Annotated in this window: 22 protein-coding genes; 13 read left to right on the top strand and 9 right to left on the bottom strand. The window is 35.2% G+C overall.

Annotation, left to right across the window (positions count from 1 at the left end; genetic code table 11):
* Window positions 1-80 precede the first annotated feature (80 nt).
* From BR52_RS10225 to BR52_RS10210, 4 genes are all read left to right on the top strand, one after another.
* The gene (locus tag BR52_RS10225) at window positions 81-1,043 is read left to right on the top strand and encodes a ribose-phosphate diphosphokinase (protein WP_034572309.1); all 963 of its coding nucleotides are present in this window, start codon (window positions 81-83) and stop codon (window positions 1,041-1,043) included.
* Window positions 1,044-1,060: 17 nt separating this feature from the next.
* Window positions 1,061-1,282, top strand: a complete 222-nt coding sequence (locus BR52_RS10220) for a DUF2829 domain-containing protein (RefSeq protein ID WP_034572305.1) — start codon at window positions 1,061-1,063, stop codon at window positions 1,280-1,282.
* Between the two features lie 61 nt (window positions 1,283-1,343).
* Window positions 1,344-2,102, top strand: coding sequence for a 3-oxoacyl-ACP reductase (locus BR52_RS10215; RefSeq protein WP_034572302.1), 759 nt, complete (start codon window positions 1,344-1,346; stop codon window positions 2,100-2,102).
* 161 nt (window positions 2,103-2,263) lie between these two features.
* On the top strand, window positions 2,264-2,773 hold the full coding sequence (locus BR52_RS10210) for a QueT transporter family protein (protein WP_034572300.1): 510 nt from the start codon (window positions 2,264-2,266) through the stop codon (window positions 2,771-2,773).
* A gap of 45 nt (window positions 2,774-2,818) precedes the next feature.
* Here BR52_RS10210 and BR52_RS10205 read toward each other — a convergent pair whose 3' ends face one another.
* The 4 genes from BR52_RS10205 to BR52_RS10190 form a co-directional block, all read right to left on the bottom strand.
* Entirely contained in the window at window positions 2,819-3,472 is a 654-nt protein-coding gene (locus BR52_RS10205) for a hypothetical protein (RefSeq protein ID WP_034572298.1), read from the bottom strand.
* Entirely contained in the window at window positions 3,469-3,828 is a 360-nt protein-coding gene (locus tag BR52_RS10200) for a hypothetical protein (RefSeq protein WP_034572296.1), read from the bottom strand. The genes BR52_RS10205 and BR52_RS10200 overlap by 4 nt, the downstream gene beginning before the upstream one ends.
* A 268-nt stretch (window positions 3,829-4,096) precedes the next feature.
* Window positions 4,097-7,297: an ABC transporter permease gene (locus tag BR52_RS10195; protein WP_034572294.1), complete on the bottom strand. Its 3,201-nt coding sequence runs from the start codon at window positions 7,295-7,297 to the stop codon at window positions 4,097-4,099.
* A 15-nt stretch (window positions 7,298-7,312) separates the two neighbouring features.
* Complete coding sequence (locus BR52_RS10190) at window positions 7,313-8,008, bottom strand: ABC transporter ATP-binding protein (protein ID WP_034572290.1); 696 nt, start codon at window positions 8,006-8,008, stop codon at window positions 7,313-7,315.
* A 402-nt stretch (window positions 8,009-8,410) separates the two neighbouring features.
* Here BR52_RS10190 and BR52_RS10185 point away from each other — a divergent pair, with 402 nt between their 5' ends.
* Complete coding sequence (locus BR52_RS10185; protein WP_034572287.1) at window positions 8,411-9,280, top strand: class II fructose-bisphosphate aldolase; 870 nt, start codon at window positions 8,411-8,413, stop codon at window positions 9,278-9,280.
* Between the two features lie 103 nt (window positions 9,281-9,383).
* The gene (locus BR52_RS10180) at window positions 9,384-10,103 is read left to right on the top strand and encodes a pseudouridine synthase (protein ID WP_034572285.1); all 720 of its coding nucleotides are present in this window, start codon (window positions 9,384-9,386) and stop codon (window positions 10,101-10,103) included.
* Window positions 10,104-10,159: 56 nt separating this feature from the next.
* Here the strand turns inward: BR52_RS10180 and BR52_RS10175 are convergent, their stop codons facing one another.
* The 3 genes from BR52_RS10175 to BR52_RS10165 all read right to left on the bottom strand — a co-directional run bounded on the left by BR52_RS10175 (window position 10,160) and on the right by BR52_RS10165 (window position 12,630).
* Window positions 10,160-11,008: a PhzF family phenazine biosynthesis protein gene (locus BR52_RS10175; RefSeq protein ID WP_034573834.1), complete on the bottom strand. Its 849-nt coding sequence runs from the start codon at window positions 11,006-11,008 to the stop codon at window positions 10,160-10,162.
* Window positions 11,009-11,111: 103 nt separating this feature from the next.
* The gene (locus tag BR52_RS10170) at window positions 11,112-11,831 is read right to left on the bottom strand and encodes a YebC/PmpR family DNA-binding transcriptional regulator (protein ID WP_034572283.1); all 720 of its coding nucleotides are present in this window, start codon (window positions 11,829-11,831) and stop codon (window positions 11,112-11,114) included.
* Between the two features lie 94 nt (window positions 11,832-11,925).
* The gene (locus BR52_RS10165) at window positions 11,926-12,630 is read right to left on the bottom strand and encodes a GntR family transcriptional regulator (RefSeq protein WP_034572281.1); all 705 of its coding nucleotides are present in this window, start codon (window positions 12,628-12,630) and stop codon (window positions 11,926-11,928) included.
* A 179-nt stretch (window positions 12,631-12,809) separates the two neighbouring features.
* Between BR52_RS10165 and BR52_RS10160 the strand changes: the two genes are divergently transcribed.
* Entirely contained in the window at window positions 12,810-14,126 is a 1,317-nt protein-coding gene (locus tag BR52_RS10160; RefSeq protein WP_034572279.1) for a PTS sugar transporter subunit IIC, read from the top strand.
* A gap of 27 nt (window positions 14,127-14,153) precedes the next feature.
* The gene (locus tag BR52_RS10155) at window positions 14,154-15,590 is read left to right on the top strand and encodes a 6-phospho-beta-glucosidase (RefSeq protein ID WP_034572277.1); all 1,437 of its coding nucleotides are present in this window, start codon (window positions 14,154-14,156) and stop codon (window positions 15,588-15,590) included.
* A gap of 43 nt (window positions 15,591-15,633) precedes the next feature.
* Here the strand turns inward: BR52_RS10155 and BR52_RS10150 are convergent, their stop codons facing one another.
* Window positions 15,634-16,344, bottom strand: coding sequence for a DNA alkylation repair protein (locus tag BR52_RS10150; RefSeq protein ID WP_034572274.1), 711 nt, complete (start codon window positions 16,342-16,344; stop codon window positions 15,634-15,636).
* Between the two features lie 318 nt (window positions 16,345-16,662).
* On the opposite strand from BR52_RS10150, the gene BR52_RS10145 reads away from it, so the two are divergent.
* The 3 genes from BR52_RS10145 to BR52_RS10135 all read left to right on the top strand — a co-directional run bounded on the left by BR52_RS10145 (window position 16,663) and on the right by BR52_RS10135 (window position 22,724).
* A complete protein-coding gene (locus BR52_RS10145) occupies window positions 16,663-17,001 on the top strand; it encodes a zinc ribbon domain-containing protein YjdM (protein WP_034572271.1) in 339 nt (112 codons plus the stop codon).
* A gap of 302 nt (window positions 17,002-17,303) precedes the next feature.
* On the top strand, window positions 17,304-21,239 hold the full coding sequence (locus tag BR52_RS10140; RefSeq protein ID WP_034573832.1) for a 5'-nucleotidase C-terminal domain-containing protein: 3,936 nt from the start codon (window positions 17,304-17,306) through the stop codon (window positions 21,237-21,239).
* Between the two features lie 303 nt (window positions 21,240-21,542).
* Complete coding sequence (locus tag BR52_RS10135; protein WP_034572268.1) at window positions 21,543-22,724, top strand: NupC/NupG family nucleoside CNT transporter; 1,182 nt, start codon at window positions 21,543-21,545, stop codon at window positions 22,722-22,724.
* Window positions 22,725-22,795: 71 nt separating this feature from the next.
* Here the strand turns inward: BR52_RS10135 and BR52_RS10130 are convergent, their stop codons facing one another.
* Window positions 22,796-23,134, bottom strand: a complete 339-nt coding sequence (locus BR52_RS10130) for a winged helix-turn-helix transcriptional regulator (protein ID WP_034572265.1) — start codon at window positions 23,132-23,134, stop codon at window positions 22,796-22,798.
* 127 nt (window positions 23,135-23,261) lie between these two features.
* Between BR52_RS10130 and BR52_RS10125 the strand changes: the two genes are divergently transcribed.
* Both BR52_RS10125 and BR52_RS10120 read left to right on the top strand, forming a co-directional pair.
* The gene (locus BR52_RS10125) at window positions 23,262-23,984 is read left to right on the top strand and encodes an SDR family oxidoreductase (RefSeq protein WP_034572262.1); all 723 of its coding nucleotides are present in this window, start codon (window positions 23,262-23,264) and stop codon (window positions 23,982-23,984) included.
* A 124-nt stretch (window positions 23,985-24,108) separates the two neighbouring features.
* Window positions 24,109-24,645, top strand: coding sequence for a dCTP deaminase/dUTPase family protein (locus BR52_RS10120; protein WP_034572259.1), 537 nt, complete (start codon window positions 24,109-24,111; stop codon window positions 24,643-24,645).
* Window positions 24,646-24,647: the final 2 nt, after the last annotated feature.

The following is a 24,647-nucleotide window of genomic DNA, read 5'->3' as shown; positions in this document are numbered from 1 at the left end:
GTAAATTTTTGTTTCTTTTGATAATCAAGTAGCATTTTTTATAAAAGTTCGCTAAAATAAAAGAAAAAGTAGTGGGGGTAATGATCATAGAAAGTTATAAAGATCCATCGTTAAAGATATTTAGTTTAAATTCAAATAAGCCATTAGCTGAAAAAATTGCCAATGTTGTTGGCACTCAATTAGGAAAATCTTCAGTAAAACAATTCAGTGATGGAGAAATTCAGATCAATATTGAAGAAAGTATTCGTGGTGATCATGTTTACGTAATTCAATCAACTAATTATCCAGTTAATGATCATCTTTTAGAATTACTTATCATGATTGATGCACTCAAACGAGCTAGCGCAAAAACTATCAATATCGTTATGCCATATTATGGATATGGTAGACAAGACCGAACGGCAAAACCAAGAGAACCAATCACTGCTAAATTGGTGGCTAATTTGCTACAAAAAGCGGGTGCAACAAGAATGCTCATGCTAGATTTGCATACGGTACAATTGCAAGGTTTCTTCGATATTCCAGTCGATAATTTGTTTACGATGCCGTTATTTGCTCAACACTATCAAGATTGCGGCTTGTCAGGTGAAGATGTTGTTGTGGTATCCCCTAAAAATAGCGGAGTTGGTCGAGCTCGTGTGCTTTCAGAATACTTGGATGCAACATTAGCAATTGTTGATCAAAGTATAGACGAGCATGGCGAAAAATTAGGCTCAGTGATTGGAAATATTCAAGGTAAGACATGTATTATGGTAGATGACATGATCAATACTGGTGAAACGCTAGCCAGTGCGGCAACTATTTTAATGGATAATGGCGCTAAAGCGGTCTATGCTTGTGCATCCCACGGTTTATTTTCAAATGGTGCAACTAGAATTTTGAAAGAGGCGCCGATTAAAAAAATATGTGTAACAGACTCAATTGATTTTACCGGCAAAGAGCAACTTGTTAATTTAGAAGTGATTACGAGTTCAGAGCTAATTGGTAAAGGAATCAAAGGAATCCATGAAAACAAACCATTAAGTCCATTATTTAAATTGTGATAAAAGGAGTTTAACCCATGACATTTGAAAAAATTCTACCCCATTTAAAACAAGGCGAAAAAGTCATTCGTAGTGGCTGGGGGGGCGCTGAATTATACGTTATTCTTGAAAAAGAAAGTACTCATCAAGCCGAAAAAATGAATCCTTATTTTCTAATCAATGTAACAGGTGAAGGCTATACAATGTTTACGCCAACTGTCTGTGATATATTAGCGGAAGACTGGGAAATCGTTCAATAATTACTAAAAAGTCCATGAAATTTTGTGGGCTTTTTGTCATGTTATACGAGGAGGAAATAAGATGGATTTTAAAGGATTTAAAGAGAAAGTTGTTTTTATTACAGGAGTTGCATCAGGCATTGGACAAGCTCAAGCAAAAGCCTTTTTAAAACAAGGAGCGTACGTTTTCGGGATGGATATTGCAGAACAAGGAATACAGGAGATAAAAGAATTTCAAGATAATTCTCATTTTGCCTATTATATTGGCGATACATCAAAAAAAAATGAAGTTGAAACAGCTGTTAAAAAGGCTGTGGAGCAATTTACACAGATTGATATTTTATTGAATACTGCAGGCGTTTTAGATGGCTATGCTCCGACATTAGAGACTGACGAAACCTTATGGGATCATATTATGAATGTAAATGTAAAAGGAACTTATTTGGTGACAAATGCTGTTCTTCCACATATGTTAGCACGAAAACAAGGTGTTGTTGTGAATATGGCGTCAATTGCAGGATTTGTAGCAGGCGGCGGTGGTGCAGCGTATACGGCGTCTAAACATGCGATTGTCGGCTATACAAAACAGTTGGACTACGATTATGTAAAATTAGGTATAAGAGCAAATGGAATTGCGCCAGGTGCGATTGAAACGCCAATGAATCAAGCAGATTTTGAAGGCGACGGTGAAATGGCAAAATGGGTAGCCAAAGAAACTCCAGCTGGACGGTGGGCGAAAGCTTATGAAGTTGCTAATTTAACTTTATACTTGGCGAGCCCAGAATCAGATTACATTCATGGGACGATCATTCCAATCGATGGCGGCTGGTTAGGAAAATAAGTTCTTAATTTGCCTCAATCGTGTATAATGAGAATTGCGAATAAATATTCTATTGGCACTATGACACTTTTGGTTCAACAGTAACGTGAATCATTTCCTTTGGTCGTAGTTATTACTAAAATAGTTAAATGAACGAACTATTTTATAAAGGAGAACTAAAAATGAATCAATCAAAAACAAGACAATCTTCAAGGTGGTCTATTGCGGCTATCTCAAAAATGGGGATGGTGACCGCGTTATATGTTGCAGTTACCGTATTTCTTTCAGTAATTAGCTTTGGGGCTATTCAAATTAGACTTTCAGAAGGTTTTAATTTTTTAGCTATTTACAATAAGCGCTATATTCTTTCAGTCACGCTAGGGGTCATGATTGCAAACTTAGCTTCACCACTAGGAATTGTTGATGTTGTTATTGGCGGTAGTGCAACGTTTCTGACGTTACTATGCGCTTCTTTTGTTGCGGGGAAAATTGCTCATCCAATATGGAAAATTGTTGCAACAACACTTATTTTTAGCTGCTCAATGTTTACTGTTGCAGGAGAGCTAGCTTTTTTCTATCAACTGCCTTTTTGGTCAACTTGGTTTGTTGTTGGGTTAGGAGAGTTAATTTCGATGAGTTTAGGTGGTGCGTTGATGCATTTGGTCAATAAAAAAATTGATTTATCTATTTAATAGATCCAATCACCTGTCAAATGTAGACAGGTGATAAGAGATGTATTAACTATTTTCATGCACTTTATTAAATTCAAAAAGTTGATTGTACCATGAAAGCTTAGTTGGATTTAATAACAAGGATGTTGAATCAATGGCATCAAAAGAAGAATAGTTCTTTAGAAAAAGGAGCCCATGCTGAATAGCTGAAATGGTTAGTTGAATGTTGCTAAAGTGTTTTTGAGTAGTCTTTTCAAAATCAAAATGACGTTGAATTAAATCGATTTCTTTCTTTTTTTGATTCTGAACTTCAGTAGTGAATAATTTTTTTAGAGTGGGAACGTCACTGAAGGTTTTGGACATGTTTTCCATAAAAGCTACTTTTTCTTGTTGTAGTTGTGAGAGTTCAATTTGCAAGTGATGCAATTCATCAAGCTTCAACTTGGTACCAGGATCCGTTACGGTTTCAATTAAAACGGAGAGATAGGTTTTAAAATAAGTGCTCAATGTCGTCAAAGCATCTACAATAGCTTTAGCCATTAATTGATAATTTTCATAGCAGGATCTCATCACTTCCAAATTTTTTTCGGGTAGTCCTGCATGATTTAAAAACTGCTGATTCACTAAAGTAGCTTTTTTTAAATAATGAGATGCTGTTTCTTTTAAATAAGGAAGGTCCTTTGAAAAGTTTTGAATTTCTTGATAATTTATTTTAGTCATATTTGGTTCTCATTCCTTAATTGAATATAGGTCTGTTCCAATTGCTGTTGTTCAAACCGAACATTTAATCGGATTTGTTTAAGTTCTTCTTCACCAATTAGCAGTTGTTGTTGGAAATAATGACGTTCTTTTTCTAATTTTTCTAATTCTTGATAGACGCTTATTTCTGAACTCGTTCCTTTGCATAAGTGAAGAACTTTTTCCCAAAGATATTGCTCTTTTTTTGAAAAATATTGAGCATCTAGGAAGGCATGCTCTAATATTAAGTGTGTTGTCCTTAAACGGCGGGACTCTGTTTCCTTAGCTGCTAATTGTTTTTGTAATGCTCTGCAAGTTGCTTGTATTTTTAGACTCATATTAAATCCCTCAACATACTGTCTTTTTTTTGAAAAGTGGGATGAAAATCAATCATTTTAAACCCCTCCTTAGATGTAAGAATTGTTCATTGGTGTTCAAATATATTCCATAAGTTTTTTTGGAGTATTTTTTTATATTATATCACGTTTTACACTAATTTGTATCCATTGTGTCAAATAATCCTAAATAAAATAACGATAGATATAAATGATATTAAAAGAACCAACTGATTCTAATCAGTTGGTTCTTTTAATAATATAGAACTTACTAAAGGTAATTTAGAAAGAAATTTTGGATAGTAGCTCGTAATTTATTTAAATTAAAGGGTGATTTGTTGAGGGATTTTATAACACATATGGAGAATAAAAATACAATTAAAAGTGTCCAAATATAATTCATAATGGAAAAACTAATGGGTAAACTTAAGAGTAGTTTTTTAGAGATAAGTGTGTATAGTACCATGCCAAGGATTCCACCTAAGAAGCAACCAATTAAGATAAAAGGATAGCTTTTCCTTAAAATAGAGGCGTTGATCTTCTGTTTTTCAAATCCTAAAGCATTTAAAATCTGACTCTCTTTTGCTTGCTTAGCCAATTGAATATAAAATGAACTGTATAACGTAAGGGCTGTTAAACAAATAGCAATTAAAACAAAAACACTAATCAGCTTACGAAGTGATTTGAATGATTCATTTTGTAAAGCGTTGTTTACCGGATGTACTTCAGTAACTGATGGCAAACCTAATAAAAGTGTTGCTAAACGATTATTTGCTTCTGTGGGAGTGGAAAGTTGAGCCGATTTTTCCAACCTTTCATAAAGCAGTCCTTTAAATTCAACCGTGTCTAAATCAAGTAGATGTGTTCCAATTGTTTGATTAAGTGTCTCAGGTAATGCTAGTAGTAACGTATCAAAGGTACTTTGTTTCGTAAATACATCTTCATAAGAAGTTGCTGAAAGATAGAGTGCTTCTTGTTCTGTTTTTAAGATTTTTTCAATGATAAGGGAGTGCTTTTCGCCTCGTGTATCATAAAAAATAATAGCATCACCAACTTTTAAGCGTTGATTTGCTGCTGTTTTTTCAGTTAAAGCAGCTCCTTTAGTTGGAAGTGAATCAGCAATGCTCGTCTTTTCTTTTGGGACAATCAAAGAAAGTGAGGATGCGTTTGCTAAGCGAATATCTTCTTTGTGAATAAGTGAAGGAGGCTTAATTGAATAATAATGAAGAATTTTTAAATAATCGTGATTGTTAATTTTGTTTTGTGATGTATGAAGTTTCACTTCCAATGTAGTTGGGTATTCGTTTAGGAAGTTATCTTGAACCGTTTGTAAAGTATTCATCCCTACAAATAAAAGTGCCACAACAAAAGTGATTGGGATGACAAGTGTCCCAATTAAATGGATCGATTTAGTTGTTTTTTTATGAAAAGGTGCGACAGAATAATAAAAAATTGGTAGGATACAAGTCAACAAAGTAAGCCCAAGAGCAATTGCTAAGCGTTGATAGTTAAGGATAAATTGATAATGATCAATCAAATAGCTCTTTTGATAGAGCTTAAAGACAGCTGTGGGAATCCCGTAGGTGCCAATAAAGCAACCAGCTATCAGCCCAATTAAAGCAATGCTTGTACTTAATAATAAAGTAGGTACAAAAATAGTAAATGGATGAATACCAAGCACCTTTAAAATATAACTGTGTTGTCGTTTTTTTCTTAAGGCATTTACTATTAAGACCAGGGCTAAAATTAAAGTTAGTCCATAAACAATGAATGGCAGAATTTGAGTCATATATTTTAAACGTGATAACTCTTTTTGGTAGGCAACATACCCAGTATTTTCAATTGAATGATCAATAGAAAAAGTAGGTGGTTTCATTTGTTTGATTTGTTTGTCAACTTGATTTTTTTCGGAAGTTTCTTTTTTTATTTCAGCTTCAAGGGCTGCTTTTTGTTGGGTGAGGGTTTCTTTTAATTCCGCTAGATTTTGCTCATCATCTGCAATCATTTCAGAATCTGTGGTCGTCAATTCATTTTGTGATTGTTGGATATCTTCTTTTTCAAATAATTTAGTTTCGTAGTCAGACTCACTATCTGTAAAGTTTTCTTCAAGTTGGCTCAATTGATCAAGAGCAGTGTTTAGTAAGTCATTTTGTTGCGATAAAGTAGCTTCATTGGTAGCGAATTGTGTTTTAGCCGTCTCCAATTGATTGAGTTGAGTTGCTACTTTTGTTTGTTCAGTTTGATATTTTTTTAGACGAGCATCATATTTTTGCTGTGCATCCTTTTGTTGAGTAGGATTCTGAATCTGTTTGATTTTTTTATAATCATTGTCCAATGAATCTTGATAAGTAGCTAACTGCTCTTGATTTGTCTCAACAAGCTGTGTAAACTCCTCTAAGTTATTTTGATTTTCTGCCATAAGCGTTTCTGATTCCTCGATAGCAGTGGTCATCGTTTCAACTTCTTGGATTTTTGCAGTGAGTAGTTGTTCGTTTTGTTGAAAGGTAGCTTGTGCGCTGATTAACTCATTTTCTAATGTTGTCAGTTGTTGAGAAAGCTCTTTTTTCTCAGCTTCTAAGGCGGTTTTTTGTTCAGTAATTATTTTTTCTGAGTCGCTTACTTCCATTTTTTGATTGTCTAGTTCGGCTGTTAAATCAGAAATTTTTTCATCGATATCCACTTGCTTTGTAAGTAAGGCCTCTTTTGCTTCTTCCATTTTTTGAATGCCTAGTTGATTCATGGTAGTTCGCGTTTGTTTCGTTTGTTCAAAGAGTTTTTGCTGGTACGGATTTTGATAATGTACTTTATTTTTAGTTGCTTGGTAAGTCAAGACTAGATTGTTTTTGTTTGATAAGTTAAAATCTTTTTCAAGAATAACTGAAATAAAAGCAATTTCACCATTTCCAATTGGGCTATAGCCACGGACGGATGTTTGGATAAACTCAGGACTTGAAACAAATCCGACGACTTGATAGGTTGTTCTCTTTAACTGCTTTTTAGTTTGCTGATTGAGATCATCTATAAAAGTAATCTTCGAACCTAGAGGATAAATGGTTGCCATCTTCTGGTCTAGCGCGATTTCACCACTTTTGCGAGGGAAGGTACCTTGCTTAAGTTGATAAGGTGCTTTTTGTTGTTGCGTATTTGATTCAGAAATTGAGCGAATCAAGGTAACTTGTTGCTTGTAGTCGCTAATGGCAAATTCGGAGTATCCTAGATAGCTTGTAGTCAGTTTTGCTTTCTGTTTTATAGTAGTATAGTCCTCTGAGGTGAAGCCAGCATCTGATTTGACTGTGGTGTCAGGTAAATGATACGTTTGATAATAGTTATTGGCTGTCTTCAGCATATTTGGATAAATGGCTTGGCCACCAATAAATAGACTAGTTCCTAACAAAAATAAAAAGAAAAGAGTTAGCAAAAGCTTCTTAGATTCCTCTAATTCACGAACACATTCATTTTTTAAATTGCGCATGAAATCAATTCCTCCCTACCATATTAAATCAGCTGTTTTAGCTGGTTTTTTGTTGGATTTAATAGATGTGATTTGCCCTTTTAATAAGGTAAACACACGATCTGCATATGGAATCAATTGTGTTTGTTTCGTCGTAAGAACAATAGTTGTTCCTCGTTTTTTAGCGGTTTCCTGAAGGAGAGTCAAAATAGTTTGTGCTGAATGAGAATCCAATGAACTTAATGGGTCATCCAATAATAAAAGTTTTGGTTTTTTGACAAGTGCTCTTGCTAAGAGAACAAGCTGATAGTCGCCACTTGAAAGTTCAGTTGGAAAACGATCTAATTCTTCATGAATGCCAACTTGCGCCAGAATATAGGTGATGTCATATGAAAAAGGAGCCTGAGTAGCTACTAGTTCAAGATTTTCTTTAATGGTAAGAGAATCGATTAATGGTACATCTTGAAAAATCAGACCGAGGTCTTCCTTTCGGTAATGCATGAGCTGTCTATCATTCAGTGCAGCTACTGATTTTTTATTGACTAAAATTTTTCCCGCGTCTGATTTTTCTAAACTAGCGAGAATTTTTAAAAGGATTGTTTTCCCTGAACCAGCAGGGCCAGTGATAATTATAGTTTCACCTGTTTTAATTTGAAAGGTTACATTGTTGAGAATTTTTTTGTTCTTTTGTTCAGAGAAAGCATTTTTAGTTAAGCCAGTTACTTTGATCATTTTGTTCTCCTTTATAGTATGAATCGTATCTGTTAAGGTTGATACTAGAATAGTAAAATAACGCGTTTAATAATAATGTCCGTTTCTTAATATCATAACATAAATTTCAGGAGGATAATTATTTAAGTATTCGCTAATTTCGAGAATTAAAAAAAATGTAAAAATCGGGTTTTGTGATGATCTTTATGGCAAATTTCATTCGGAATAGCGCTTTCTTGTGACGATATTCATTGAAATCACGTTATTTGTAAAAATATTAGCAAACATTATGGAAATTTTGCACTTATATTGATACAATATGAGGTGTAGATTCCTGAATTCTTTTGAAACTGAAGTTAACTTTAGTTGAGCTAGGATTTAAGTAATACGTACTATAGATATTTCACTAGGAGGAATTAGATTATGGCATTAGTATCAGCTACAGAAATGTTAAACAAAGCACGCGAAGGTAAATATGCAGTAGGTGCATTCAATACCAACAATTTAGAATGGACAAAAGCAATTTTAGTGGGAGCTCAAGCAGCTAACTCACCTGTAATGATCCAAACTTCAATGGGTGCGGCTAAATACATGGGTGGATACAAAGTTTGTTACGATCTTGTAAAAGATTTAATTGATTCAATGGGAATCACTGTTCCTGTTGCACTTCACTTAGATCACGGTGATTACGAAGCAGCTCTTGAATGTATCGAAATTGGATACACTTCAGTAATGTTTGATGGTTCTCACTTACCATTTGAAGAAAACATGGAAAAAGCTAAAGACGTTATTGCTAAAGCACATGCTAAAGGCGTTTCTGTTGAATGTGAAGTTGGAAGCATCGGCGGAGAAGAAGACGGAATCATCGGTTCAGGCGAATTAGCTGACCCTAAAGAATGTAAATTAATCGCTGATCTTGGCGTTGATTTCTTAGCTGCTGGTATTGGTAACATCCACGGTTCATACCCAGCTAACTGGACAGGTTTAAGCTTTGAAACGTTATCTGCAATTGCAGACATTACTGGTGGACATTTACCATTAGTATTACACGGAGGTTCAGGAATTCCAGTAGAACAAGTTAAAAAAGCAATTTCTCTTGGCGTTTCAAAAATCAACGTAAATACTGAGTGTCAAGAAGTATTTGCAGCTGCAACTCGTAAATATATCGAAGAAGGTAAAGACCAACAAGGTAAAGGTTTTGACCCTCGTAAATTATTAGAACCAGGAACTACTGCAGTTACTGAGTTAGTTAAACAAAGAATTGAATGGTTTGGTTCAACTGGTAAAGCTTAATTTTTAAGCCTTGCTTATTTGAAGCTAAAACAATAAAATCAGCAATGGGCTTCTTTAAGAAGACCATTGCTGATTTTTACATAGAAGAAAAAGGGAGTATGTTATGCGGTTAGATAAATTATTATTTGAAACAGGCTATGGCTCTAGGAATCAAGTGAAGCAATTAATTAAACGAAAGCAAGTCCGTATCAATGGTGAGTTGGTCTTAACAGATGGTTATAACGTCGATCCTGAATTACAAACAGTCCTTGTTTCAGGAAAACAAGTCCACTATCAAGCGCATGTGTATTATATGTTAAATAAACCAGCAGGAGTTGTTAGTGCGGTGCGTGATGCTAACAATCAAACCGTTATTGATTTGATTTCGAAAAAAGATCAACGACCAGGGTTATTTCCGGTAGGTCGTTTAGATCGAGATACGGAAGGTTTATTGTTAATAACGAATAATGGTCAATTGGCGCATCAGTTATTAGTTCCTAAAAAAGAAGTGATAAAGAAATACGAAGCAATTGTTAATGAACCTGTTACAGATGAAGATGTTCAAGCATTTAAAGAAGGGATTATTTTTCATGGCGGTATTCAATGCAAACCTGCTGAATTGCGTATTTTAGAGACTATTGAGAATGAAAGTCGCGTTTTATTAGCTATTAGTGAAGGGAAATTCCATCAAGTTAAAAAGATGTTTTTATCTGTTGGGAAAAAAGTAACGTATTTGAAGAGAGTAGCTATGGGGACATTGGTTTTGGATGAAGGACTAGAAAAGGGTTCTTATCGAGCATTGACGAATGAAGAGCTGGAAAACTATCAGCGTTACTTTATATAAAAAAGGCTGTAATAAACACCAACCTGATTTTAGGAGTGTTTTTTACAGCCTTTTTACTAACACTCTATATAGAGTGTTTCGCAATAATAGCCTTTGCCACCAACATAAACTTGTTCTATTTCATTTGTGTGAGTGGTTGTTAGTTTTACCAATATTTCGGAAGGAGCGTTTAGAGAATTACCTTGTTCAAATACGTAAAGTTCTTTTTTTAAATCGTTTTGTTGATAAAGATAGCAAGCTAATGCACCGTTTGAAGTGCCAGTAGCGGATTCTTCATTGATATCGTATAAGGGAGCAAAGTTTCTACATATGATGCGATCGTCATCAATGGTATATAGGTGCATTCCGATAACTTGATAGTTCTTACTGATTTCTTTAATTTTTTCAAAATTAGGTTGAAGTGCATGTAGTTGGATTTCGCTTTTGATAGGAATTAACAGATCCTTTAGACCTGTGGAAACAATTTGAATGGGCATTTTACTGTCAATAGCTTCAATGTCAAAACAGTCAATAAACTCATTTCCAGGCACAACATCATAAAATAGTGGTTTGTTTTGTTCCATAAACAAGACATCATCTTGTATGGAAATACTAAGCACACCGCTATTGGTTTCTATTGTATAGCAATTTTTAAATAGTTTCTTTAAGTGCATCAAGATGACGAAAGAACCAATTGTAGCATGACCACATAAATCAACTTCTTCCTTTGGTGTAAAATACTCAAATTTATAATCGGCAATGTCAGAATCTGATATAAAAGCAGTTTCAGCATAACCCAGTTGTTTAGCGATTGCCATCTTTTGGATAGTGGTCAACCACTCATTTTCCATCAATACCACACCTGCTTTATTTCCGCCGCCTTGATTCTTACTAAATGCACTTGCAACATAAACCGGTAGTTTCATAAGACACCTTCCCTGTAGTATAATCACTATTTTTGATAATAAAATAAGAGACAAACTATCTTCAAGCATAGATGTGCCTAAAAATAGTTTGCCTATCATTTTTTTAATCTTCTAAGTTTACATTGTGATGAACTTTTTGAACATCCTCTAGATCTTCTAGAGCATCAATCAGATTCTCAAATTTTTCTAAATCTTCACCTTCTAAAGTCACTTCATTTTGTGGAATCATTTCGATTTCAGCAACGGTAAAGTCTTCAATTCCTAATTCTTTTAATGCTCCTTGAACAGTATGGAAGTTTTCAGGTTCAGCATAAATAATGGTTTGACCGTCTTCGTCAGCAACGTCACGAACGTCAACATCGGCTTCCATCAATAACTCAAGCAATTCGTCAGCATCACGATTTTCTACTCCAAAAACGGCCGTATTATCGAAAAGATAGGCAACAGAACCACTCACACCCATATTTCCTCCATTTTTACCATAAGCGGCACGAACATCAGAGGCCGTACGATTCACATTATTTGTTAAGGCATCAACAATAATCATTGAGCCATTTGGACCAAATCCTTCGTATCGTAATTCAGAGTAAGTTTCATCACCGGAACCTTTCGCTTTTTCAATCGCGCGATCAATGACATGTTTTGGCACGTTATAAGTCTTAGCACGTTCAATAACAAAACGTAATTTTTGGTTAGAGTGAGGATCTGGATCCCCTTGTTTTGCAGCTACATAAATTTCAATGCCAAACTTAGCATAGATACGACTTGTATTTTTGTCTTTTGATGCTTTTTTGTCTTTAATATTTGCCCATTTACGACCCATTCTTTTCACTCGCTTTCATTTATTCGATTCGTGTTCTACTGTGTTATTATACTTGGAAGTCCATGATTTGTTAAGTTTTTTTTGAAAATAACTCTTAGTAATGTTCTGATTGTAAAAAGAGATGCGCTTCAAGGTAGTTATAGATTACCGTAGAAATGTTAAACAGTAAGCCATTTGCTAGATAAACGGTTTCTTTGACAATCAAGGAGGGATCTCCCACTGGCAAGTCTAACAGAAAGGCTTCATCGGCAGTTAACTTGCTGACATGAATAAATTTGTCAGAAAAACCAATGGATAATTTTAAATCGTCTTCAATATAAGAATAAATTGATTTCTCCGCGATTTCTTGGTTTAAATAGGGAATGATTTCTTTGTTGTAATAGGTGTACTCAATACTTAAGGGTTTTTCGTCGCTAAAACGTTGCCGTTTCAAACGATAAATAGGTGTCCCAATTGGGCAATTCATCCTCTTAGAGAGATCTTCGTCGGCTTTAATCAGGGTTAGGTCTAAAAGTTTTGAACGGATTGTTTTTTGAAGGAAATCTTTGCTGATTCCTTTAACATTTCCGATATTAATACAATCTTCTTGTTCTGCTTTGCGAATGTAAATACCGCTTCCTTGGACTTGGTAAACTAGCCCTCTTAAAGAAAGAATTTCAATGGCTTTTCGAATGGTATTCCGACTTGCTTCAAAATCAATCATTAATTGATCCACAGTTGGCAATTTTGTATTTACTTCATAAACTTTTTGTCTGATACGGCGTTCGATTTCTTCAGCGATCACCTTATATTTAATCATAAAGGGTATTTCCTTTCTATTAATAGTGCTTGATGCATTTATTATAGCAGATAATGGCAAAGACGTTTGAGAATAATTAAAAGTGATTGGGTATTGTAAAATTAGTACCAATGAATTATAATGAAACCATCAAAAGAAAGCGCTTTATTTTTAAAAATAAAAAATAGGGGGATTCAAAGATGGAAAAATTTATGACGGTATTAGAGGAGAAAATGACACCCATTGCAGTTAAACTCGACAACAATCGGTACATTACGGCAATTAAAGATGGTTTTTTTGGAGTCATGTCATTATTAATTATTGGGTCATTCTTTTTATTAGTTGCTAATTTACCAATTACAGGCTATCCAGAGTTTATGGCATCGCTATTAGGTGAAAATTGGACAACCTATTTCACTGTTCCGTATGACATGACGATGAATGTTATGACCTTTTATGTCATTATTGCAATGGCTCGAAGTTTAGCAAAAACCTACGGAATGGACAGCATTTCGTGTATTTCATCGGTAGTCGTTGCTTTCTTAATTTTAACACCAACATTTGAGTTTAAAGACGGAGCTCTCGGAATGGGAATCCCATTAAGTAATTTAGGCGCAAGTGGATTGTTTTTAGGAATGTTAACAGCAGTAGCGGCGGTTGAAATTGTTCATTTTATTGATAAAAAGGGTTGGAAAATCAAAATGCCTGATTCAGTTCCAGCCAATGTTTCTCGGTCATTTTCAGCCTTGATTCCAGCACTTTTTGTTATTATTATTTTTAACTTAGTACGTATTTTGTTTAGTCTTACTGAGTTTGGTACAATGCAAGCGTTTATTTTCCATTATTTACAAGTTCCGTTAACAAGTCTAGGAAGCACGTTACCTGCTACGCTATTGATTACACTATTTGAAGCACTGTTATGGTGTTTTGGGATTCATGGTTCCAATGTAGTCGGCGGGATTATGCAACCTATTTGGTTATCCTTGACAGCAGACAATCAAGCAGCCTTTGCTTCAGGTGAAGCATTGCCTCATATTGTCAACTATCAATTTTATTCTAATTTTATGAAAATTGGTGGATTTGGTGGAACATTTGGTTTAGCTATTTTAATCTTATTATTTGCAAAATCAAGTCAATTTAAGGCGCTTGGAAAACTAGCCTTTGGACCAGGGTTGTTCAATATTAATGAGCCCTTGATTTTTGGGATTCCGATTGTTCTAAATCCAATCATGATGATTCCATTTATTTTGACGCCGCTTGTTTTATGTATTGTAGCGTATTTTTCAATGAAAACGGGTTTAGTCCCCTATACAAATGGCACGAATATTCCATGGACAACACCTCCTGTGATTGCTGGCTTTTTAGTAAGTGGTTGGCGAGGAGCGTTGCTGAATATCGTTCAAATTGTAATTTCTATGGTTATTTATTACCCATTCTTTAAATCAGCCGATAAAATCGCATATGACGCAGAAATGCAAACGTCAGAAGTAAGTGCTGAATCAGTAACAGAAGCTTAAAATAAATAGTAAAAAGGAGTTTTTATAATGTGTAGTTTACCAAAAGATTTTTTATGGGGTGGCGCAGTTGCTGCCCATCAATTAGAAGGCGGTTGGAATCAAGGTGGCAAAGGGATGAGTATCGCAGACGTTTTGACGGCAGGAACGAAAGACCAACAGCGTTTGATTACAGAAGGATTATTACCTGGGAAATATTACCCAAATCATGAAGCCATCGATTTTTATCATAAATATGAAGAGGATATCCAATTATTTGCAGAAATGGGTTTTAAGTGCTTTAGAACCAGTATTGCATGGTCGCGTATTTTTCCAAAGGGGGATGAGCTTGTTCCAAATGAAGAGGGCCTAGCCTTTTATGATAAGCTGTTTGATACATTATTAAAATACAATATTGAACCGGTAATCACCTTGAGTCATTTTGAAATGCCGTATCATTTAGCAACAGAGTATGGTGGTTTTTATAATAGAAAAGTAGTAGATTTCTTCGTACGATACGCAACAACGGTAATGGAACGTTATCAATCGAAGGTGAAGTATTGGATGACGTTTAATGAAATTAACAATCAAATGAATACAAGTAATGATATTTTTGGTTGGACGTGTTCAGGAGTGAAATTTTCTGAATTTGCTCATCCAGAAGAAGTGTTGTATCAAGTAGCACATCATGAGCTGATTGCGAGTGCGTTAGTCGTTAAAAAAGGAAAAGAAATCAATCCAGATTTTCAAATAGGGTGTATGGCTTCATTTGTGCCAATTTATCCATATTCTTGTGCTCCTAATGATATGATGCTAGCAACAGAAAGTATGCATGATCGTTTCTTCTTTACGGATGTTCATATTCGTGGTCACTATCCAAATTATATTCTCAAAAAATGGGAACGGGATGGCATTCATGTTGCAATGGAAGCAGGTGACGAAGCCATTTTAGCTAGTGGGAAAGTTGATTATCTAGGATTTAGTTACTATATGTCAAATGCAGTGAAGTCAGATGCGAACAATGACAACAGTAAGTCACTAGATGGAAGCAATCACTATTCAGTACGAAATCCTCATGTGGAAGCGAGTGACTGGGGATGGCAAATTGATCCAGTTGGGTTGCGGTATGCACTAAATACGTTATACGAACGCTACGAAATTCCGTTGTTTATTGTCGAGAATGGCTTCGGTGCGATTGACGAATTAAAAGCAGATGGAAGTTGTGACGACGGGTATCGCATTGACTATTTAAAAGCGCATATTGCAGAATTTAAAAAAGCGGTTGAAATAGATGGCGTTGAGTTGATGGGCTACACGCCTTGGGGTTGCATCGATTTAGTTTCCTTTACGACAGGAGAAATGAAGAAACGTTATGGATTCATTTATGTAGATAAGGACAACGAGGGGAACGGAACGTTGCAACGTTCTAAGAAAAAAAGCTTTGATTGGTATAAGGAAGTCATTGCTAGTAATGGAGAACAATTGTAGTCAAAAAAGGAACTTCAATACGAAGTTCCTTTTTTGATTTTAATTAACAAACAGCTCGTTTTCGTTTCTTGCCAACACGATTCATTTGAACTGCTTTTTCGATGTTTGTAATAGCGAGAGGAACTTTACAAGCAGTGTCCCCCATCCTAACGTCTACAGCTCCAATAGTAAGTGCGGTTTTTTTTGCTTTATCGAGTAAAGAAGGGCAATAACAACCAACTGATATTACAAAGCTATTCATAGTATAGCGAACAGCATTTTTTGCTTGATGAATGGTCTGTTCAATCGTATTTAATAAAAGAAGTACTTCTTGATGATTGATGGCGGTGTCAGGAGCAATGGAGAGAAACTTTCCATAACAACTCCAGCCGGTATCTTCAAGTAATTCATCATCTGAATGAATCCACTTTAAAGCCAATTCGATTGCGTAAGGACTCTCCGCAGCAACGCTAGCTACAATCGCTTCGCTGATGGCAGACCAATTAGACGTATTTGCCCAATGTTCTAATTGATTTTTTGTCATTAATTTAGGATTGATAGCTAAGCCAGCTAAATATTGGGCATCTGAATTGCCAGTATCAAATAAATCTAAAGCAAGTTGTTGATTTTTTTTAACTTCTTTCACAAGATGTTTTTTTAAATCGCCAATTTTCACTCCAAATAAAGGACCTGGTGCTCCATGTCGGATAAATGTTTTTTTTGTTTGTTCGGTTCCAAGTTCAGCAAGCTGTGTCATTATCTCTATTACATTCATTAGAATCTCCTTAATTTGTACTATCGTATAGTTTATTATAAAGGAGGTTAGGGTATATTTCTATTAAATCTATCTTACGTGTAGAACTGACACTATTTCTAATAGTATAAATATGGAAAATAGATCATTTATAACAAATAAACGATGCGCTACATTATTAAAGAAAGTAAAATTGTTTCAAAATAAGAACGGTACGAATTAGATAAAAGAGTCCGTGAACTTTTTTATCTCTATAACATTTTAAAAGTTGATGAACAGGTCGTAATTATCATGTAGATGTATTATAATAGAGATTACTAACTTATTGGAGGAACATACATGCAATCTTTACCAAATTGTCCTGAATGTCAGTCAGAATATACTTATGAAGATGGTAGCCTTTTGGTTTGCCCAGAGTGTGGTCATGAGTGGAGTGTAGAATCAAACGAAGAAACGAATGAGCAAAACGTTATCAAAGATTCTAACGGCAATATTTTGAATGATGGAGACACCATTACTGTAATCAAAGACTTAAAAGTCAAAGGAAGCTCATCTGCATTAAAAATGGGAACACGTGTTAAAAATATTCGTTTAGTTGATGGAGACCATAACATTGATTGTAAAATTGATGGCTTTGGTCCAATGAAATTAAAATCTGAATTTGTTAAAAAGATTTAATCAGTTAAGGCAGCGGAAAAGTAGCTAAGGTAAGCTATTTTTCCGCTGTTTTTTTTTAATTTAAAGATAACGGTTACATGTATAGACCAATTTACAACATTCATACAAAAATAACATCAAAAACTGATAGATATTTTAAAAGAATCTGCTAAAATGAAAGGGAGAACAGATTTTATTGACTGGTAGAACTAATGGTATGAAAAACTGGCTTCATTTAGTATATAAAAAATGAAAAAAGTGACATATAAGTATTTCTATCCTTAATTTTTGTCGCTCAAAACAATAGATGGAGGGATGTTGTGTTGGAAAATAAAAAAGTTGGCAAGCGTTATACGAAGCAATTTATGCTTCATTTAGTAATGGTAACGCTAATGGTATTTGGGGGAATGGCACCGACGGTTTCAGCGATTGGAGAAGCACAGACTGCAACAAGTAGCGAAACGAACGAGCCGGTTGAAAAGGAATTGAAAGCGGATACCGAAGTTCCTAGTGCAGTTGAATCAGATGCTAAGAAAGAGGTTGTCAAAGAAGAACCATTTCTAAAAGAAGAGCTTGAACCTTCTGTAAGTAAGGACGTTCACGCTCCTGTTGTGGAAGAACAACCAAAAGAAGTAGAGACTCAAAAACAGACATTGACGATTTTAGGAACAACCGATGTACATGGGAATTTGTGGGACTGGTCTTATGAGGATTCAGCTCAAAAAAATGTAGGACTAGCAAAAGTCAGTACGTTCGTTCAAGAAACACGAAAACAAAATCCAAACACACTATTGATTGATAATGGTGACAATATTCAAGGAACACTCTTAACCGATGACCTTTACAATGTGAAACCAGAACTATTAACTCAAATCCATCCCATGATTGCGGCAATGAATTACATGGATTATGACTCCATGACGTTAGGCAATCACGAATTTAATTTCGGTTTAGATTTAATAAAAAAAATACAAAATGAAGCTAATTTCCCACTATTATCAGCAAATACGTACAAAAAAGCTGATGGGCAACATTTTGTAGATGCCTATCGCATTAAAGAAGTTAATGGTGTTAAAGTTGCGATTTTAGGCTTAACAATTCCACATATTCCAGTGTGGGATGGAGGGAAAGTCGATTCTCTAGAATTTAAATCATTAAGAGAAGAAGCTAAAAAACAAGTTAAGCTACTAAAAGAAAAAGAACAGGCGGATATTATTGTTGCATCAATTCATGCAGGTTTAGATAATCGAGATCCAGAAGCAGCAGCTATTAACGTCATTGAAGAAGTGCCAGAGATTGATGCCTATTTAGTAGGACATGATCATAAAGACATCGCACGTAAAATTAAAGATAGTAATGGAACTGAAAAACCAGTTGGTGGCGCACAAGACACTGGAACTGGTGTAGTAAAAATTGATTTAGCCGTTTCAAAAACAGTAGATACTGAAAAATGGAATGTAGAAAGCAGTTCTGTTGAAGTTGTCAAAACAGCTAAATATCCAGCAGATGAAAAATTAAAGACTTTAACAAACAGCTACCACGAAACAGTCAATCAATTTATTAAAGACCCGATTGCAACAGCAACAGCGGATTTCTTACCACAAGAAGAAGTTAAAGGAATCCCGGAAGCACAAATAAAACCAACAGCAATGATTTCGTTAATTAACAATGTACAAAAGCAAGTAACAGGAGCAGATATTTCAGCAGCCGCTCTTTTCAAAGCGTCTAGCTCGTTGCCAGCAGGCCCTGTTACTTTTGCAACGATTTTTGATATCTATAAATATGCGAACACATTAGTAGGTGTAGAAATTACTGGTGCTCAATTAAAAAACTATATGGAACGGCAAGCTGCTTACTACAATCAATACCAAGCAGGGGACGTTACAGTTAGCTTTAATGAAAATATTCGCGTATACAATTACGACATGTTTTCTGGAGTTGACTATAAAATTGACATTTCGAAACCAGTAAACTCAAGAATTACTGACTTGACCTATCAAGGGAAAGCAATTAACGATACGGATTCCTTTAAATTAGCTATCAATAATTACCGCTACGAAGGTCTCAAAAGTGACGGCATTATTACTGCTGAACCTTATTATTCATCAGATCCTTTAACCTTGAGAAGTGCGATTGTAGACTATGTTAAAACCAAAGGTACCATTGATCCAACTGAAGAATTAGAAAACAATTGGGAAATCATTGGGGCAGATTTGACTCATTATCTAAGACCCTATATTGTTGAACAAGTTAACCTTGGTAATATCGAAGTTAAACAATCCGATACAGGTAGAACACCTAATATTGAATCTTTAAACGTTAATAAACTAATTGCAGAAGGAAAAATTCCAGAAGAAATAATCAATCAAAAAACACCTTTTACAATTATGCACACAAATGACATGCATGGAAGAATGGATGCAGATCTTAAAAACAACACACTTGGAGTAGCTAAATTAAAAACTTATAAAGATCAAATTCAGCCAACCCTAATGGTCGATGCAGGAGATGCTTTCCAAGGTTTGCCACTTTCAAATTATCGTCAAGGATTAGATATGGCAGCCGCAATGAATGCGGTAGGATATGATGCGATGACAGTCGGGAATCATGAATTTGATTTTGGTTACGACGTGGCTATGGCATACAAAAACGCGTTAAACTTTCCAATAGTATCGGCAAATGTGTACAAAGATGGGGCACGTTCATTTGAACCCTATACGATTGTTGAAAAAGCGGGACGTAAATACGCGATTATTGGTTTAACTACGCCTGAAACAGCAACAAAAACACATCCAGATAATGTTGAAGGTGTGACCTTTACAGATCCAATTCCTGAAGCAAAAGAACTATTAACGGAACTTAAAGGAAAAGCGGATTCGTATGTATTTTTAAGTCACTTAGGAGTAGATGAAACGACGCCAACCAAGTGGCGAAGCGACACTCTAGCTAAGTCTTTAAGTGAAGATCCGGCGTTTAGCGATTTTGATATGGTCATTTTAGATGGTCATTCTCACACAGCCTTAAAAGAAGGTCTTCGATTTGGCAATGTTTTACTTGCGCAAACGGGTAATTATTTAAACAATGTTGGGATTGTAAAAGCAGACTTTGGGAAAAATCCAAGCTCATTAAATGCTTCTCTAACACCAGCAGCTAGTTTAGCTGAATTAGTACCAGATCCAACAGTACAAGCCATTGTAGAAACTGCTAAAACAAACTTTGCAGAAGGAACATCAGAAGTAGTGATTCCTTATAATCCATTTACACTTAATGGCGAGCGAGACAATGTTCGTACAAGAGAAACGAATTTAGGAAACTTAATTAGTGATGCTTTGTATGATTACGGTCAAACTGGTTTTGCTCACCCCTCAGATTTTGCAGTCATTAATGGCGGGGGTATTCGTGCAAGCTTATTGCAAGGACCCGTGACAAAGGGAGATGTCATTGCAGTTCTACCATTTGGGAATATTATTTCGCAAGTTGCAGCAACTGGAGATCAAGTATATCAACTGTTCGAGCATTCACTTCGTTCAATGCCACGAACAGATAAAGAAGGCAAGGTCATTTTAGATGACAATGGACTTCCAGCATTAGGAGCTAATGGAGGCTTCTTACAGGCATCAGAATCGATTCGTGTCTATTACGATTCTACTAAAAAAGGCGCGGATCCAGAAGCTAAAACAGCAGGCGAACGCATTTTAAGAGTAGAATTGCTAAATAAACAAACAGGCAAATACGAGCCATTAGACAAAATGAAAACTTACTATGTTACAACAAATGATTTCCTAGCAGCAGGAGGCGATGGCTTTACAATGCTAGGTGGGGAACGTGAAGAAGGGCCATCCATGGAAATGATTGTGATGGATTACCTGAAATCAGCCGGTACGCTTCGTGCCGTTTCAACTAAAGGAACGGTTGATTTGTCGAAATATGCTACGGAATTTCCAGGTGCACGTATTGTTTCAATGACGGAAGAAGACTTTTTAAATGCGAATAAACCAAAACCCGAAGTCCCAGGTAATAATGAATCGGGTATTGGAGAAGAAACAACTAGTCCAGGAACTGGAAATCAAAGTAACAAACCAGCTGGCAATCAAAATTGGAACACGAATACCAACAATCAAGAAAAAATTTCTAACACAGAGAGGAATTTCCCAGCAACAGGAGAACAACAGGGAAACGAGTTGCTAAGTGGTTTTGCTTTACTTGCTTTGACAAGTGTAGGGCTATGGTGCAATAGTAGACGAAAAAAAACATCTTGATAAGTGGATAATTGATGAAAGGGTCAGACAAGATAGTCACGTCTGACCCTTTTTATTTTAAAAAATAGCGAATAAAATTTATTTTAAACCACCTGTTTTTTTAAATCTATGGTATAATATCAAATGCATGAGGAATTTATTTTTATAATGAAAAAACGTAAACCGATTTGGTTTTTAATTTCATAAAAATAGCCTATTAGCCAAATGTAAGGCTATTTTTTTTTGGAAAAGTTTGAGCATTAAAAAAACCTTTAGCAAAATTCGATAGAACATCGTATCTATCAAGTAAAGAGGGGGAGTTTGATGAAGTATTTAATTGGAGTTATCGGTATTTTTCTGATTTTAGGAACGGCATGGTTATTTAGCAAAGATCGTAAAAAAATCAAATTTCGACCAATCTTTACGATGTTGGTTTTACAGTTTGTACTAGGGTACATATTGTTGAATACTGGAGTAGGAAATTACTTAGTTTCTGGAATTGCAGATGGATTTGGCCAATTACTTATGTATGCTTCAGAAGGAGTAAATTTTGTTTTTGGTGATGTCATCAATCCAAAAGGGAATTCATTTTTCTTAGCAGTGTTGATGCCCATCGTGTTTATCTCAGCTTTGATTGGAATTTTACAATATATCAAAGTACTGCCATTTATTATTAAATATCTAGGTCTAGGCTTAAGTAAAATTAATGGTATGGGTAAATTAGAGTCGTATAATGCAGTCGCTTCTGTTATTTTAGGTCAATCAGAAGTTTTCATTTCAGTCAAAAAGCAATTGGATTTATTATCTGAAAAACGTCTGTATACGCTATGTGCTTCAGCTATGTCTACGGTTTCCATGTCGATTGTCGGTTCTTATATGATGTTGTTAAAACCAGAATATGTCGTTACAGCATTAGTTTTGAATTTATTTGGCGGATTTATCATTGTTTCGTTATTAAATCCATATGAAGTTTCTGAAGAAGAGGATATGTTGGAAGTTCAAAATGAAGAAAAACAAACCTTCTTTGAAATGCTGGGCGAATATATTATGGATGGTTTTAGAGTAGCGATTACAGTTGGAGCGATGTTGATTGGTTTTGTTGCATTAATTGCAATGATTAATGCCATTTTTGAAGGTGTTTTTGGAATCTCTTTCCAAAATGTATTAGGATATGCCTTTTCACCATTAGCCTTTTTAGTGGGAATACCTTGGAGCGAAGCCATTGATGCAGGAAGCATTATGGCAACTAAATTGGTTTCCAATGAATTTGTGGCAATGACCAACCTAAAAATGGGAAATCTTCAATTTTCAGACCGTTCAATGGCAATTCTCTCTATCTTTTTAGTTTCATTTGCTAATTTTTCATCGATTGGTATCATTTCAGGCGCAATTAAGAGCTTAAATGAACGTCAAGGAAATGTAGCAGCGAAATTAGGATTAAAATTATTATTTGGAGCAACCTTAGTTAGCTTTTTATCAGCTGCTGTTGCAGGCTTGTTATTTTAAGCTGAAAGATAATCATGCAAATAAAAAGTCAGTAATCTCAATGGCATTTTGCCTCAGATTACTGACTTTTTCTATTCTTCATTACATAATAAACGCTGGATTTTATCATGAGAAATATGTTCCAATCCCCAATTACAAATAACATCCAATACAGGAATCATACTTTGTCCGCTTTCTGTCAGAGAGTATTCAACATGAGGAGGAACTTCCTTAAAGATTTTCCGTTGAATAAGTTGGTCTTGTTCTAGTTCTCGTAGTTGATTGGTTAATGTTTTATGTGAGATTTTTTCGATGTATTTTTGAAGTTCATTGAAACGAACGGTTTTGCTTTCATAAAGTTCATATAGAATCATAATTTTCCATTTGCCTTGAATTAATTTCATGGTGGCATCAAATTCATTTAAATACATTTTTTTCGCTCCTTTAAACCAGTATATCGTTACTAAAAGGTTCCTTAGTGAAAAACAAGTGCGTACTAGTAATCTTCTAACAGTATAATATACTAAGAAGATAAATACACGAAAAGAGGAAAATGAAATGAAAAAATTAATTGTGATTACGGGTGCAAGTAGTGGTTTTGGAAAAGAAATGGCTTATTTATTTAGTAGAGCGGGGCATCCATTATTATTAATTGGACGTCGTGTAGACTTAATGGAGCAATTTAATTTGCCAAATACTCTTGTTCGAAAAGTAGATGTGAGAGATGCTAGTGAATTTGAAAAAGCTGTTCGTGAAGCAGAACAAAAATACGGGAAAGTTGATTTATTAATTAACAATGCAGGCATGATGTTGCTTGGAAATGTATGGGAACAAGATAGTGATGAGTGGCAAATGATGTTGGATATTAACATCAAAGGAGTCTTAAATGGAAGTAAAATTGTACTAAAAGATATGATGGAAAGAAATGCCGGTTCGATTGTAAATATTTCTTCCATTGCAGGTCGTAAAACTTTTGGCAATCATGCGGTTTACAGTGCGTCGAAGTTTGGTGTTCATGCCTTAACAGAAACTATTCGAGAGGAAGTAGCTAGCACTAACGTTCGAGTAATGCTAGTTGCGCCAGGGGCTGCTGAGACGGAACTGTTGGGTCATACTACTAGCGATAGTATCAAAGAAGGCTATCAAGAATGGAAAGCAACGATGGGTGGGACTTCAATGAATCCTAAATACGTGGCTGAATCTGTTAAATTCATGTATGATTTGCCACAAGAAGTGATTATTCGAGAATTGCTGATTGCTGCTACGAAACAAGACGCCTAATCATTTTTAAGTTGTTGAATAATGTTTCGCTTCTTAGTGCTATCTTTGCTATAATAAATTGGATTGCGTATCTAGTAGAACGTAAAATAGGATTTGATAGTATCATTAAAAAGGAGCCATTAGAATGACCAGAAAAAGAGGATTTGAAGTAATAAGTAAGTATCAAGATCAAGGAATCAATCTCCCAACAAGAGCTACTAAACAAGCAGCAGGTTATGATTTTGAAGCATCGGAAGATGTTGTCATTCCTACTTTTTGGAAAACATTAGTAAAAAATGTGATTTGGGAAGTAACGAATGCATTTAAAGATACAGAGATTACGATGGAAGATCAAAAATTTTTAAAACCCGTGTTAGTACCAACTGGCATCAAAGCATATATGGGGGCTGAAGAATATTTGCAGCTAGCAAACCGTTCCGGTAATCCCTTGAAAAATTTCTTGATTTTAGCTAATGGTGTTGGTGTAATCGATGCAGATTATTATGGCAATGATGCTAATGAAGGACATATTATGTTTCAATTTATCAATTTTGGTTTAACAGATAAAGTTATTAAAAAAGGTGAACGAGTAGGTCAAGGCATCTTTTTACCCTTTTTGAAAGTAGATAATGATACATCTGAAACAGAACGCACAGGCGGATTTGGTTCTTCAGGCAACTAGCA

The sequence above is a fragment of the Carnobacterium divergens DSM 20623 genome (assembly GCF_000744255.1).
Taxonomy (GTDB): domain Bacteria; phylum Bacillota; class Bacilli; order Lactobacillales; family Carnobacteriaceae; genus Carnobacterium; species Carnobacterium divergens.
This window is presented reverse-complemented; position numbering and strand designations above follow the sequence as displayed.

Bases quoted from the DNA above. Each gene is read 5' to 3' on its own strand.
- BR52_RS10225 (WP_034572309.1), top strand. From the start codon at position 81: ATGATCATAGAAAGTTATAAAGATCCATCGTTAAAGATATTTAGTTTA.
- BR52_RS10220 (WP_034572305.1), top strand. From the start codon at position 1,061: ATGACATTTGAAAAAATTCTACCCCATTTAAAACAAGGCGAAAAAGTC.
- BR52_RS10215 (WP_034572302.1), top strand. From the start codon at position 1,344: ATGGATTTTAAAGGATTTAAAGAGAAAGTTGTTTTTATTACAGGAGTT.
- BR52_RS10210 (WP_034572300.1), top strand. From the start codon at position 2,264: ATGAATCAATCAAAAACAAGACAATCTTCAAGGTGGTCTATTGCGGCT.
- BR52_RS10205 (WP_034572298.1), bottom strand. From the start codon at position 3,472: ATGACTAAAATAAATTATCAAGAAATTCAAAACTTTTCAAAGGACCTT.
- BR52_RS10200 (WP_034572296.1), bottom strand. From the start codon at position 3,828: ATGAGTCTAAAAATACAAGCAACTTGCAGAGCATTACAAAAACAATTA.
- BR52_RS10195 (WP_034572294.1), bottom strand. From the start codon at position 7,297: ATGCGCAATTTAAAAAATGAATGTGTTCGTGAATTAGAGGAATCTAAG.
- BR52_RS10190 (WP_034572290.1), bottom strand. From the start codon at position 8,008: ATGATCAAAGTAACTGGCTTAACTAAAAATGCTTTCTCTGAACAAAAG.
- BR52_RS10185 (WP_034572287.1), top strand. From the start codon at position 8,411: ATGGCATTAGTATCAGCTACAGAAATGTTAAACAAAGCACGCGAAGGT.
- BR52_RS10180 (WP_034572285.1), top strand. From the start codon at position 9,384: ATGCGGTTAGATAAATTATTATTTGAAACAGGCTATGGCTCTAGGAAT.
- BR52_RS10175 (WP_034573834.1), bottom strand. From the start codon at position 11,008: ATGAAACTACCGGTTTATGTTGCAAGTGCATTTAGTAAGAATCAAGGC.
- BR52_RS10170 (WP_034572283.1), bottom strand. From the start codon at position 11,831: ATGGGTCGTAAATGGGCAAATATTAAAGACAAAAAAGCATCAAAAGAC.
- BR52_RS10165 (WP_034572281.1), bottom strand. From the start codon at position 12,630: ATGATTAAATATAAGGTGATCGCTGAAGAAATCGAACGCCGTATCAGA.
- BR52_RS10160 (WP_034572279.1), top strand. From the start codon at position 12,810: ATGGAAAAATTTATGACGGTATTAGAGGAGAAAATGACACCCATTGCA.
- BR52_RS10155 (WP_034572277.1), top strand. From the start codon at position 14,154: ATGTGTAGTTTACCAAAAGATTTTTTATGGGGTGGCGCAGTTGCTGCC.
- BR52_RS10150 (WP_034572274.1), bottom strand. From the start codon at position 16,344: ATGAATGTAATAGAGATAATGACACAGCTTGCTGAACTTGGAACCGAA.
- BR52_RS10145 (WP_034572271.1), top strand. From the start codon at position 16,663: ATGCAATCTTTACCAAATTGTCCTGAATGTCAGTCAGAATATACTTAT.
- BR52_RS10135 (WP_034572268.1), top strand. From the start codon at position 21,543: ATGAAGTATTTAATTGGAGTTATCGGTATTTTTCTGATTTTAGGAACG.
- BR52_RS10130 (WP_034572265.1), bottom strand. From the start codon at position 23,134: ATGTATTTAAATGAATTTGATGCCACCATGAAATTAATTCAAGGCAAA.
- BR52_RS10125 (WP_034572262.1), top strand. From the start codon at position 23,262: ATGAAAAAATTAATTGTGATTACGGGTGCAAGTAGTGGTTTTGGAAAA.
- BR52_RS10120 (WP_034572259.1), top strand. From the start codon at position 24,109: ATGACCAGAAAAAGAGGATTTGAAGTAATAAGTAAGTATCAAGATCAA.